This is a genomic window from Aeromonas sp. SER, assembly GCF_038739615.1.
In the GTDB taxonomy this organism is placed as follows: Bacteria; Pseudomonadota; Gammaproteobacteria; order Enterobacterales; family Aeromonadaceae; genus Aeromonas; species Aeromonas jandaei.
Genome location: NZ_JBCGFC010000008.1, coordinates 23,907 through 36,518 on the forward strand (window position 1 = coordinate 23,907; position 12,612 = coordinate 36,518).

The following is a 12,612-nucleotide window of genomic DNA, read 5'->3' on the forward strand; positions in this document are numbered from 1 at the left end:
CGATGGGCGGTGGAGGCTTAACTCAGTGAGCCGCCAGCGCCGCTTTCAGTTTGGCCAGCGCCTGGGCACGGTGGCTCAGCTGGTTCTTCAGCTCGGCCGGCATCTGGGCCGCAGTGCAGTCGTGGTCCGGCACGAAGAAGACGGGGTCATAGCCAAAACCATGCTGACCACGCTGCTCATCGATGATCATCCCTTCCCAGCTTGCCTGACAGATGATGGGGGTAGGATCGTCGGCGTGGCGCATATAGACCAGCACACACCAGAAACGGGCGCTCTTGAGATAATCGGGCGCACCTTTGAGCTCAGCCAGCAACTTCTCGATATTGGCCTTGTCACCGGCCCCCTGACCAGCAAAGCGGGCGGAGTAGACCCCGGGACGACCCTGCAGCAGATCCACTTCCAGACCGGAGTCATCGGCAACGGCGGGCAGGCCGGTGATACGGGCGGCATGGCGCGCTTTGATAATGGCGTTTTCAACGAAGGTGGTGCCGGTCTCGTCGGCATCGGAGACAGCAAACTCGCTCTGCGGGATCACCTGGATCTTCATGTCGGCCAGCATGGCGGCCAACTCCTTCACCTTTTTCTGGTTACCTGTTGCCAGGACAAGCTTGTTCATCGAGCACCTCCGCAAAAATAATCAGCGCATTCTATGCGGCGCAAGCGTTTAGTAAAAGCGCCAATTACAGCAGCAGCCATGGCTTGAGCGGGAGTTAACCCCCTTTCAATAGAGCGCTTTTTGATACATGTTTCCACAGAGGAATAACCAAAGTGATTAAATACCATTTCTATTCATTACTTTGAGCCAGTAGACTCGCGCACCAATTCAATTCCGGCTGATAGAGAGGTGACAGATGCCATTGATTCTTTTACTTGTACTGCTGGTGCTGTTCAGCCCGTTGGCCATCGACATCTACCTGCCCGCCATTCCGCAGATGGCCGAACAGCTCGGGGCGGAAGTGACCCTGATGCAGGGCACCATCACCTGGTTCCTGTTCAGCATGGGGCTGGGACAACTGCTGGTCGGGCCGCTGGCCGACCGCTATGGCCGCAAGCCGGTTGCTCTGGGCGGCGTTCTGCTCTACGGTCTGAGCGCGCTGGGCGCAGGGTTCGCCGCCAGCCTCGGTGAACTGATGCTGGCGCGAGTACTGCAGGGCTTTGGCGCCTGCGCCACCTCGGTCGCCGCCTTCTCGGTGGTGCGTGACAGCTATGGTCCGAAAAAGAGCGGCCAGATGATCTCCTATCTCAATGGTGCCATCTGCTTTATCCCGGCCCTTGCCCCCCTGCTCGGTGGCTGGCTCACCGCCAAGGCGAGCTGGTCGGCCAACTTCTGGTTTATGGCCGGTTATGCGCTCATCGTCGGCAGCTGGCTGCTGTGGCGGATGCCGGAGACCCGCCCTGAGGTGACCCGCAGCGAAGGGGCCCTCATCAGCTGGTCGCGCTACAGCCCGGTACTGCGCTCCCCCAGCTTCCTGTTCAACGCGGCGCTGTGCATGCTGGCGATGGCGGTGATCCTCGCCTATGTCACCGCTGCGCCGGTACAACTGATGGTGAAGCTGGGACTGGATATGAGCGGCTTTAGCTACTGGTTTACCGCCAACGCCGCGCTCAACATTCTGGCCTGTTTCATGGCGCCGCGCTTTATCGCCAAGGTGGGGCCAAGACGCACCCTGCGTATCGGCCTGCTGGTATTGATGCTCTCGGCCATCGCCCTGACGCTGGCCATGCACATAGAACATCCGCTGGCGATGATGGGTCCGGTATTCCTCTCCAGCATCGGCTTTGCCATGATCCTGGGTTCGGCCGCCGGGATGGCGCTGGCACCGTTCGGCCACTGCGCCGGTACCGCTGCCGCCCTACTCGGCCTGTTCCAGATGAGCGGCTCCGGTGCCCTGGTTGGCCTGACCGGCGCCCTGATGCACGACCCGCTCAGCCAGCTGGCACTGCATATGTGGCTGCTGCTGCCGCCCCTGGTGATGCTGATGACACGCCGCGGACGCCGCTTGTGTTTGCAATAAATCCTGTGCTCTGATGGGCACACTCAGGGGGCCATGGGCCCCCTTCTCGTTTGTCACTCGACGTCAGCGGAGAACACTGATGAGCCACTCTCTCAACGCCGCCCTGGTGGGCTATGGCTTTGCAGGCAAGACCTTCCACGCCCCCTTCCTCTCCACCACGCCCGGTCTGTCCCTGAGCTGGATAGTCAGCAGCGATGCTGCCAAGGTGCTGGCCGATCTGCCCGGCTGCCGGGTCGGTTCACTGGAAGAAGTGCTGAGCGATGAGACCATCGATCTGGTGGTGATCGCCACCCCCAACGATACCCACGCTCCTCTGGCCCGTCAGGCGCTGCTGGCAGGCAAACATGTCGTCATCGACAAGCCCTTTGCGCTGGATCTGGCCGAAGCGGCAGAGCTGGTCGAGCTGGCCGAAAAGCAGCAGCGGCTGCTCAGCATCTTCCACAACCGCCGTTGGGACGGGGATTTTCTTACCGTGCGCCGTTTGATTGCCGAGGGGACACTGGGGCAGATCGCCCAGTTCGAGTCGCACTTCGATCGCTATCGCCCCGAAGTGCGCCAGCGCTGGCGTGAAGCGGGTGGCCCGGGTTCCGGCCTCTGGTTCGATCTCGGCCCCCATGTGCTGGATCAGGCGCTACAGCTGTTCGGCCAACCGGACTGGCTGCAGGCAGACCTTGCCGGACAGCGCCCCGGCGCCCTGGCTGATGACTACTTCCATGTGGTGCTGGGCTATGGTGAACGGTCTGGCGAGATGCGAGTGATCCTGCATGGCAGCTGTCTGGTATCGGCCGCCATGCCCCGCTTTGTCATTCACGGCAGTCAGGGCTCGTTCGTCAAATTCGGTATGGATGTGCAGGAAGATCAGCTCAAGCTGGGCAAGCGGCCACCGGCAGCGGATTGGGGGCTGGATAGCGAACCCGGTCAACTCAGTCGTATCGTGGATGGCCAATTGCAGCAACAGAGCCTGACCGGCGCAGCGGGGGATTACGGCGCCTACTACCGCGGTGTCTGTGCCGCCATCAGAGGTGAGGGAGATAACCCGGTACCGGCTACGGAAGCGTTGGCGGTGATGGCTCTGCTGGACCTTGCCCGCGAGAGCAACCGCTTGGGGCAACGGCTGAGCTGTCAGAAGCTGTCTGACTAACGCGGTGCAGCTTGCCGCTCTGACAGATATGGATACCGTTTAAACTGCCAATCAACATCAATAACTTGGTGGTTTATTGTGCATCAACCACAAATAAGCGGCATCTTGTATTGATATCAGTCGTTGCAGTGGAGCTTTTTATCCACTGCACGAAAAAATGTCATTGTGATATCCGTTTTCATCGGTAACCAATGGGGCTATATTGCGCCCGCCTGCCTGAGTCCCGGCCTCTTGTTTTATTCCGGGTCACGGTGGGCGCAGTGATGGTTGTTCCGACCATCTCTCCATCTTTTTTTGAGGGAATGCACATGAACAAAGTACTGGTAGCCGGTATCCTGGGTCTGATGTTGACCGCTTGCGGTCAGAAAGAAGAAAAAGCTGCCGCACCTGCTGCTGCTCCGGCCGCCGAAGTTGCTGCAACTGTAGAAAAAGCCGCTAGCGAAGCCACCTCTACCGTAGAGAAAGCCACCTCCGAAGCGACTGCAACCGTTGAAAAAGCTGCTGACGAAGCTGCTACCAAGGTTGAAGCTGCAGTGAGCGATGCCAAGGCCAACTAAGCCTGCACCTCATTGAAAGACGGGCCCCATGGGCCCGTTTTTTTTATCTGCCGCTCAAGGCGCCGGATTAATCAGCGAGGTGAGGATGTGATCCTCCCAGCGGCCATTGATCATCAGATACTCCCGCGCATACCCCTCCCGCTCGAATCCGAGTCGCTCCAGCAAGGCGCCGCTACGCAGGTTGGCGGGCATATAGCAGGCCATGATGCGATGCAGTCCCTGCTCGCGAAACAGATAGTCGATGGCGGCAGTCAGGATCTCCTGCATCAGCCCCAGCCCCTCATGCTGCCGGTCGATGGCATAGCCGAGGTGACACGCCTTGAAGATCCCCATCATGATGTTGCTGAAGTTGCAGGTGGCGATCACCCGCTCACCAGACGGATCGAGCGCCACCAGATTGACACCGGTGCCGTTGAAAAACTGGCTGTAGCTATCCTGCAGCCGGTTATGCCAGTAAGAAAGCGTGTAGAAATGGTCGTCGCGCAGCGGCTCCCACGGGGTAAGGTGGTCGCGATTGCGCCGGTAAAAGTCGAGGATCATAGGGGCCTGATCGGGGGTCAGCAGCGTCAGGTGGGCTCGCGGGGTTTTGATATGGGGGAGCGCCATCAGGAGTCTCTCTGCCCAAGCCATTCGTCGCGCAGCAGGCTGTAGTGAACATGATCCACGACCCGGGAACCGAGCCGCTCCGCGCGCCGGGTAATCCCCTCCTGCTGCATCCCGAGCCGCTCGCAGACGGCTCTGCTGGGCTCATTGTCGGTCGCGGCAGTGATCTCCACCTTCTCCATCCCCATCTCCTCAAAGGCGTGATGGATCAGCGCATGACAAGCCCGGGTAATTATGCCGTTGCCCTGCCAGCGCTCCGCCAGCCAGTAGCCGATGACTACCTTGCCCAGATCGTGATCGATGCTGTTGTAGCCAATGACCCCAACCACCTCCCCCTGATACTCGATGGCGGTGGTCAGCCCCTCGCCACGGGCAAACTTCTCGATGGCATGACGGATAAAAGTTGCGCTGTCGGCTGAACGCAAAATGAAAGGGGGCCAGGGCAGCCATTGGGAGAGGTACTCCCGGTTGTCATTGCAGAGGGCAAACAGCTCGCTCGCCATGTCTGGCTGCAAGAAGAGCAGCGCCAGCTCGTCATCCAACTGCCATGAAAACATGGGATTCTCCTTTTAAATCAGTCGCCAAAACATGGGGCAGCCCCAATGTAGCCAATCGCAACTTGGCACGCCAGCCACTTTTGCCGCCTCCTCATTTCCCCTCTTGGTACGAAGAGGCGGCAGCCCAGAACTATTTATCTCCCTCCAAAGAGGAGGGTGGCTCTCTGAAACCGGATAACTCTCTTTGAACGGCTCCTTTTGATGCCCAAAATGGGCCATTCAGCAGATTCTGCTACCCCTCTGTGCTGCGCTGTCACATCTGACAGGAGGCACTTTTTTACCCCCGAACTAGCTTGAAAACGCCCGACCTAGGGTCGGTTCAACAACATCATCGATTTAAGGAAAGAAGAGATGAATAAAGTATTTCTGGCCGTAGCACTGGCCTGTTGGGGAGGTGCCGCCATGGCGGCACAAGAGGTCGAGATCAACGTTAACGCAAGCAGCGCCAGAGCCATGTCTGGCCTTAATGCCGGCTCCGGCACATTGCAGCTGGAAGATGGCGAGTTTCGTCAGGTGCGGGTAGTCAAACTGCCCAACGGACAACAGCGGATCCGCTACGAGCAGACCTGGAACGGCATTCCGGTAATGGGCCAGGTCGTGGTGGCCGACAAGAGCCTGAGCGGCCAGCTGCAGCAGGCCAGCGGGCGCATGCTGCGCCAGATTGATCAGGATGTGGCAAGCCCGGTCGCAACCCTCTCGCCACAGGATGCCGCCAGCAAGGCCAAGGCGGGCAGCAAGGGGAGCAACGAGCAGATCAAGCTTTACGTGATGCAGGACGAGAACGGTCTGGCCCGACTGGTCTATCAGGTCTCCTTCGTTGCGGAAGGTGACAAACCGAGCCGCCCCTTTGTCATCCTCGATGCCCAGAGCGGCGAGGAGCTCAAACGCTGGGAGGGGATCAACCACAAGGACGCCACCGGCCCCGGGGGCAACATCAAAACCGGCAAATACTTCTATGGCACCGACTTTGGCCCGCTCATCGTCGATGACAGCTGCCGCATGACCAGCCCCAACGTCGATACCATCAACCTCAACCACGCCACCTCTGGCGGCACCATTCACCAGTTCACCTGCCCGGAGAACCGGGTCAAGGAGATCAACGGTGCCTACTCACCGCTCAACGACGCCCACTACTTCGGCAACGTGGTATTCGACATGTACCGCAACTGGTACAACACGGCGCCATTGACCTTCAAGCTGAAGATGCGGGTTCACTACAGCAAGAATTACGAGAACGCCTTCTGGGATGGCAGCCAGATGACCTTCGGGGACGGGGCCACCACCTTCTACCCGCTGGTAAGCCTCGACGTGGCAGCCCACGAGGTGAGCCACGGCTTTACCGAACAGAACTCGGGGCTGGTCTACTCGGGGCAATCCGGGGGGATCAACGAGGCCTTCTCCGACATGGCGGGGGAAGCGGCCGAGTTCTACATGAAGGGGAGCAACGACTGGCTGGTCGGGGCGCAGATCTTCAAGGGCAACGGCTCCCTGCGCTACTTCGAGGATCCGACCCGTGATGGCAAATCCATCGGCCATGCCAGCGACTACTACGACGGCATCGACGTGCACCACAGCTCTGGGGTCTATAACCGCGCCTTCTACCTGCTGGCCAACAGCAGCGGCTGGAACACCCGCAAGGCGTTCGAGGTGTTCGTGCTGGCCAACCGCCTCTACTGGGGTGCCAACACCGACTACCAACAAGGGGCTTGCGGCGTCAGCCGGGCAACTGCCGATCTGGGCTACAACAAGGCCGATGTGGTGCGGGCCTTCCAGACCGTCGGGGTCGATGCCAGCTGCGGTACGACACCGCCAAGCGACAACGAGCTGAAAAATGGCGTGCCGCTGAGCAATCTCTCCGCCAGCAAGGGGGGCAAGCTCAACTACACCCTGACCGTACCGGCGGGCACCAAGTCACTGCAGATCAACAGCAGCGGCGGCACCGGTGATGCCGACCTTTACGTCCGCTTTGGCTCTGCCCCCACCAGCAGCAGCTACGACTGCCGTCCCTACAAGGGCGGTAACAACGAAAGCTGCTCGTTCACCAATCCCAAGGCAGGTACCTGGTACGTCCAGCTCTCCGGCTTTGCTGCATTCAGTGGCGTGACCCTCAAGGCCAGCTACTGATCCTCCGGCGCGGGGGCAACCCCGCGCCCTTTACTCCTTGCGCCACCTTTTGGCCAGTGACCGGGCCATGGCCAGTACCGTCTCTCTGGCGGGATTGGGCCGCTTGCCACCGCGCCAGGCCATCATGACGTCCCAGTGATCCTGCGGCAAATTGACCACATCGAGCCTGATCAGTCGCCCCATCTCCAGATCCCGCGCAATCGCCAGCTCCGGCATCAAAGTGATAAAGCCGTGCTCCAGCGCCAGTTCCCGCGCCGCACTGGCCGGTTGTATGCCGTGAATGGGGCTGGCAACTCGGCGGATCCGCCGCAACTGCTGAATGAAGGCATCACACCCCGGCCCCCACACCTGGGGGGCCAGCCGCTGATCGGCGATATCTTCCAACGTGAGGCCGTGGCAGCCTGCCAGGGGATGGAGCGGTGAGGCGATGGCGATGATGGGAGAGCAGCAGAGCAGCTCCATCTGCAGGCCGGAGACCGGCGGGCGTTTGAGCACAAAGCCGATATCCGCCTCCCCAGTCAGCAGCGCCTGCATGATGTCGCCCGAGTGATCCGTGGTGCAGCGGATCTCGAACGGCTCGTCCACCAGCTCCATCAACAACGAGCCAAACACCACCGAGGTGAGCGAAGGAAGGCTGGAGAGACGGATACAGGGCAGTGCCGGTGCTCCCTGTAGTGCCAACCGTCCTTCACTCAGGGTGGCCAGCGCCGAGCGAGCGGCAGGGAGAAACTCCTCGCAGGCACGGGTCGGCGTCACACCGCGCCGATGACGCTGAAACAGTGGGGCACCGAGGCTCACCTCCAGCTGGGCAATCCGCTGGCTCACCAGTGGTTGTGACCAGCCGCGGATGGCTGCGGCCTGACTAAAACTGCCCAGCTCGGCCACATCCAGCAGCAGTTGCAGATCGTCCAGATCCATAGACATAAATAATCCTGATATGAAATATAGGTAGTTGTCGTCTACCACTATATCTAAACCCTCTCCAGAATGAAGTTATCTGTAAATGAGAGGGCGTTATGGTCGATAGGGCGAGGTTTTGGGGACGCTGGTTTCTGGCGCTGGATACCACACTGGTGATCCTGGGTTTCTTTGTAGTGATGCCGATGATCAGCCTGCGCTTCGTCGACCAGCTCGGCTGGGCCGCCGGTCTGGTAGGTCTGGCGCTCGGGCTGCGCCAGCTGACCCAGCAGGGGCTGGGGATCTTCGGCGGTTCGCTCGCCGACCGTTTCGGCGCCCGCCCGCTCATCGTCACCGGTATGCTGCTGCGGGCCATCGGCTTCGCTACGCTGGCCTGGGCCGACAGCGGCGCCATGCTCATCTTCTCCTGCTTCCTCTCCGGACTGGGCGGTTGCCTGTTTGACCCGCCCCGGGCCGCGCTGGTGATCAAGTTCACCCGCCCTCATGAACGGGGCCGTTTCATCTCCCTGCTGATGATGCTGGAGAGCGCAGGTGCCGTCACCGGCGCCCTGCTCGGCAGCTGGCTGCTGCGCTTTGACTTCACCTACGTCTGTCTGCTGGGCGCCGGACTCTTCACGCTGGCAGCACTCTGCAACTGGACGCTGTTGCCCGCCTATCGCCTCTCCATCAAGCCGACGCCGATGCGTCAGGGATTAGGCAAGGTGCTGGCGGATCGCGCCTTCTGCCGGCTGGTGCTGATCTTAAGCGGCTACTACATGCTCTGGGTGCAGGTAATGCTGATCTTCCCCATTCTGGTCAAACAGCTATCCGGCAGCACCACCGCCGTGGGGTGGATGTACAGCCTGGAGACGGCGCTGTCACTGGCGCTGCTCTACCCCATCGCCCGTTTCAGCGAACGGCGCTATCGCCTCGAGAATCGCCTGCTGGCAGGCATCCTGATGATGACGGTGGGGATAGGTCTGGTCGCTTTCGTCAGCACCCTCTCCGGCCTCTTCGTGCTGCTGGCCTGCTTCTATCTCGGGATCATCATCTGCGAACCAGCCCGGGAGACCCTGATGACACGGCTGGCCAATCCGGCAGCCCGGGGCAGCTATATGGGTTTTAGCAGGCTCGGCCTCGCCGTCGGCGGCATGACCGGTTACGTGGGGGGCGGCTCGCTCTACGATTACGCCATGCAGCAGGGACAACCCGCTCTCCCATGGCTGGTGCTGGGTACGGTGGGCGTGGCCACCATGCTGCTGCTTGCCCACTGCTTCTCCCGCCGTCCGGAACTGGCCGCCAGAGCCGCAGCCTGACGAGCGCTACCCTGCGGCAGCCCCGAGGGCTGCCGCTATTGCTAGTCCGCCGGAACGATAAAAAAGTTGCGCATTACAACTTTTTGACTATTTTAGTTGTCAGGCACAACTAAACAGGAAATCCCGACATGGATCCCCGTCCCCTGCGCGCCCTGTCGCGCGATCTGGTTCGTGAACTTGGCATGCTCTCCCAGCACTGTGGCCAGCTGGCACTCACTCCCATCGAAGCACACCTGCTGATCGAGCTGGAGAGCGCACCGGCCACCAACCAGCAACTGGCCGAGAAACTGCGTATCGACAAATCCAATGCCAGCCGCCCGCTGGCCCGCCTGGCCGAACGCGACCTTATCAGCTGGCATCCCCACCCCTCCGATGGCCGCAGCAAGGAGGCCCGCCTCACAGCCGAGGGTCAGGCGATGCTGCTGACGCTGCATCGGGAGATGGATCACGCCATGGAAGAGATGCTAGCGCAGCTGAGCCAATCCGAGCGCGAGCAGCTGTGGAGCGGCATGCTGCTCTACCGCAGCGCTCTCTCCCGCGCTCGCCGCCAGCAGGGCTACCATATTCGCCCTATCACAGAAGCAGACAATCCCCGCATCGCGACCGTTATCCGCACCGTCTCGGCGGAGTACGGGCTCACCGCCGACAAGGGATATGGCGTCTCGGATCCCAATCTGGACAGGCTCTATCAAACCTATCAGGAGGAGGCGAGCCGCTACTGGGTCATCGCTGGGCCGGACGGTTCCATCCTCGGTGGCGGTGGCATAGCGCCGCTGGCTGGAGAAGAGGGAGTCTGCGAATTGCAGAAGATGTACTTCCTGCCCGCCCTGCGTGGTCTGGGTCTGGGCAAGCGGCTGGTGTTGCAGGCGCTGGACGAGGCGCGCACCCTTGGCTATCGGCGCTGCTATCTGGAGACCACCGAAGTACTGCGCGAGGCGACCAGCCTCTACGAATCCCTCGGGTTTGAACATCTGCCAGGCCCCCTTGGCTGCACCGGCCACGGGGATTGCGAAATATGCATGCTGCTCGATCTGGAACAGAGAGGCGCATCATGAACGAGCCGACACGGCACACCGTTGGCATTTGTGATGTCAGTTTCGGCGAGCGGGTGAAACTGGTTGAGCCCGTCAACCTCTACGGCTGTACTCTGGCGGACGATGTCTTTATCGGCCCCTTCGTGGAAGTGCAGGCCAACGTCACCATCGGCCGCGCAACCAGAGTCCAGTCGCACACCTTTATCTGCGAGCACGTCACCATAGGTGAAGGGTGCTTTATCGGTCACGGGGTGATGTTTGCCAACGATCTCTTCAAGCAGGGCTCTCCCGATCCGGACTCGGCCCACTGGGGCCGAACCGTCATTGAGGATGAGGTCTGCATAGGCTCCAATGCCACCATTTTACCGGTCCGCATCTGCCGGGGCGCCGTCATCGGTGCCGGAGCCGTGGTCACCCGGGATATAGAGATCCCCGGCACCTATGCCGGCAATCCGGCCCGTTTGCTGCGCACCTTTTGAGAGTCCACGCCAGACGACACCTTGGTACACCAATAAAAAGACCCCGCCGAAGCGGGGTCTTTTCTATCTTGTCTGCCGGTAAGGCAAGCCCTTATCAGTGCTCACGAGTCTGACGGAACTCCACGTCCGGGTGACGCTCCTGGGCCAGGCGCAGGTTGACCATGGTCGGCGCGATGTAGGTGAGGTTGTCACCGCCATCGAGAGCCAGGTTGACCTCGTTCTTGCGCTTGAACTCTTCGAACTTCTTGACGTCAGTCCCTTCCACCCAGCGGGCGGTGGAGACGTTGACCGCCTCGTAGATGGCCTCGACGTTGTACTCGCTCTTCAGACGAGAGACCACCACGTCAAACTGCAGCACACCGACCGCACCAACGATGAGATCGTTGCTTATAAGCGGACGGAACACCTGCACCGCGCCCTCTTCGGAGAGCTGCACCAGCCCCTTGAGCAGCTGCTTCTGCTTGAGCGGGTCGCGCAGGCGGATACGGCGGAACAGTTCCGGTGCAAAGTTCGGGATACCGGTGAACTTGAGATCTTCACCCTGGGTGAAGGTGTCGCCGATCTGGATGGTACCGTGGTTGTGCAGACCGATGATGTCACCGGCGAAGGCGTCTTCCGCCTGCTCACGGTCACCGGCCATAAAGGTCACGGCGTCGGAGATGTTCACATCCTTGCCGATACGCACGTGGCGCATCTTCATGCCCTTGCTGTAGGTGCCAGATACGATACGCATAAAGGCGATACGGTCGCGGTGTTTCGGATCCATGTTTGCCTGGATCTTGAACACGAAGCCGGAGAACTTCTCCTCGGTCGCTACCACTTCGCGGCTCTCGGCCTTGCGCGGCATGGGTGCCGGCGCCCAGTCGGTCAGGCCATCCAGCATGTGGTCGACACCGAAGTTGCCGAGTGCGGTACCGAAGAAGACCGGGGTCATCTCGCCAGCGATAAAGGCGTCGTGATCGAACTCGGGAGAGGCGCCCTGCACCAGCTCCAGCTCGTCACGCAGCTGCTGGGCCAGATCTTCGCCGACGGCGGCATCCAGATCTGGGTTGTTCAGCCCCTTGACCACCCGCTTCTCCTGGATGGTGTGGCCCTGACCGGTCTGATACAGATAGGTCTCATCCTTGTAGAGGTGGTAAACACCCTTGAAGGATTTGCCACAGCCGATGGGCCAGGTGATGGGGGCGCACATGATCTTCAGCTCGCGCTCCACCTCGTCCATCACTTCCATCGGATCGCGCACTTCGCGGTCCAGCTTGTTCATGAAGGTGAGGATGGGGGTATCGCGCAGACGGGTCACTTCCATCAGCTTGCGAGTCCGGTCTTCAACACCCTTGGCGGCGTCGATGACCATCAGGCAGCAGTCGACCGCCGTCAGGGTACGGTAGGTATCTTCGGAGAAGTCCTCGTGACCCGGGGTGTCGAGCAGGTTGACCAGACAGTCGGCATAGGGGAACTGCATCACCGAGGTGGTGATGGAGATACCACGCTGCTTCTCCATCTCCATCCAGTCGGATTTGGCATGCTGGCCCGAGCCACGGCCCTTGACGGTACCGGCGCGCTGAATGGCCTGTCCGAACAGCAGGACTTTTTCAGTGATGGTGGTTTTACCCGCATCCGGGTGCGAAATGATCGCAAAAGTGCGTCTCTTGGAGACTTCACTCAGAAATTCAGCTGACATAATTCAACGTTCTTCTATTGGGCGGCGGCCTTGGCCACCGTGGGAATAATTCCGGGATGCCGCATTGACTCACGGTCCGGCATGGGTACGCAACGGGCCACTCGGGCAGACATAGGGTCTGTCGGTGGTGAGAGGAAGAGGGTTGCGTTACATGGGTCTTCTCGCCTGAGTCAAAGCAAAATTGCGCGACATTATACCCGCACGGGTG

At 60.6% G+C, this 12,612-nt stretch carries 12 protein-coding genes; 7 read left to right on the forward strand and 5 right to left on the reverse strand.

Translation table 11 applies throughout. The features are described 5' to 3' along the window. Positions 1-22 precede the first annotated feature (22 nt). A complete protein-coding gene (gene rdgB, locus AAHA41_RS13080) occupies positions 23-616 on the reverse strand; it encodes an RdgB/HAM1 family non-canonical purine NTP pyrophosphatase (RefSeq protein ID WP_033112987.1) in 594 nt (197 codons plus the stop codon). A 235-nt stretch (positions 617-851) separates the two neighbouring features. Between rdgB and AAHA41_RS13085 the strand changes: the two genes are divergently transcribed. From AAHA41_RS13085 to AAHA41_RS13095, 3 genes are all read left to right on the forward strand, one after another. After that, entirely contained in the window at positions 852-2,015 is a 1,164-nt protein-coding gene (locus tag AAHA41_RS13085; protein ID WP_323070749.1) for a multidrug effflux MFS transporter, read from the forward strand. A 79-nt stretch (positions 2,016-2,094) separates the two neighbouring features. Then, positions 2,095-3,156, forward strand: a complete 1,062-nt coding sequence (locus AAHA41_RS13090) for an oxidoreductase (RefSeq protein WP_323070748.1) — start codon at positions 2,095-2,097, stop codon at positions 3,154-3,156. A 308-nt stretch (positions 3,157-3,464) separates the two neighbouring features. Beyond that, positions 3,465-3,713, forward strand: a complete 249-nt coding sequence (locus tag AAHA41_RS13095; RefSeq protein ID WP_042030661.1) for a hypothetical protein — start codon at positions 3,465-3,467, stop codon at positions 3,711-3,713. Between the two features lie 54 nt (positions 3,714-3,767). On the opposite strand, the gene rimJ is transcribed toward AAHA41_RS13095, so the two are convergent. Both rimJ and AAHA41_RS13105 read right to left on the reverse strand, forming a co-directional pair. Continuing rightward, entirely contained in the window at positions 3,768-4,319 is a 552-nt protein-coding gene (gene rimJ, locus AAHA41_RS13100) for a ribosomal protein S5-alanine N-acetyltransferase (protein WP_323070747.1), read from the reverse strand. Beyond that, a complete protein-coding gene (locus AAHA41_RS13105; RefSeq protein ID WP_043851146.1) occupies positions 4,319-4,873 on the reverse strand; it encodes a GNAT family protein in 555 nt (184 codons plus the stop codon). Before AAHA41_RS13105 ends, rimJ begins: the two co-directional genes overlap by 1 nt. Before the next feature lie 351 nt (positions 4,874-5,224). Here AAHA41_RS13105 and AAHA41_RS13110 point away from each other — a divergent pair, with 351 nt between their 5' ends. Further along, on the forward strand, positions 5,225-6,997 hold the full coding sequence (locus AAHA41_RS13110) for a M4 family metallopeptidase (protein WP_323070746.1): 1,773 nt from the start codon (positions 5,225-5,227) through the stop codon (positions 6,995-6,997). A 30-nt stretch (positions 6,998-7,027) separates the two neighbouring features. Here AAHA41_RS13110 and AAHA41_RS13115 read toward each other — a convergent pair whose 3' ends face one another. Next, positions 7,028-7,921: a LysR family transcriptional regulator gene (locus AAHA41_RS13115; protein ID WP_033112980.1), complete on the reverse strand. Its 894-nt coding sequence runs from the start codon at positions 7,919-7,921 to the stop codon at positions 7,028-7,030. 92 nt (positions 7,922-8,013) lie between these two features. Here AAHA41_RS13115 and mdtH point away from each other — a divergent pair, with 92 nt between their 5' ends. The 3 genes from mdtH (at position 8,014) to AAHA41_RS13130 (ending at position 10,723) form a co-directional block, all read left to right on the forward strand. Then, positions 8,014-9,210, forward strand: coding sequence for a multidrug efflux MFS transporter MdtH (gene mdtH / locus AAHA41_RS13120; RefSeq protein ID WP_043851147.1), 1,197 nt, complete (start codon positions 8,014-8,016; stop codon positions 9,208-9,210). A gap of 128 nt (positions 9,211-9,338) precedes the next feature. Beyond that, positions 9,339-10,265: a helix-turn-helix domain-containing GNAT family N-acetyltransferase gene (locus tag AAHA41_RS13125; RefSeq protein ID WP_323070745.1), complete on the forward strand. Its 927-nt coding sequence runs from the start codon at positions 9,339-9,341 to the stop codon at positions 10,263-10,265. After that, positions 10,262-10,723 (forward strand): acyltransferase, encoded by a 462-nt coding sequence (locus AAHA41_RS13130; RefSeq protein ID WP_043851148.1) that lies wholly within the window; start codon positions 10,262-10,264, stop codon positions 10,721-10,723. Before AAHA41_RS13125 ends, AAHA41_RS13130 begins: the two co-directional genes overlap by 4 nt. A gap of 94 nt (positions 10,724-10,817) precedes the next feature. Here AAHA41_RS13130 and prfC read toward each other — a convergent pair whose 3' ends face one another. Further along, complete coding sequence (gene prfC, locus AAHA41_RS13135; RefSeq protein WP_156152975.1) at positions 10,818-12,407, reverse strand: peptide chain release factor 3; 1,590 nt, start codon at positions 12,405-12,407, stop codon at positions 10,818-10,820. Between the last annotated feature and the right edge of the window lie 205 nt (positions 12,408-12,612).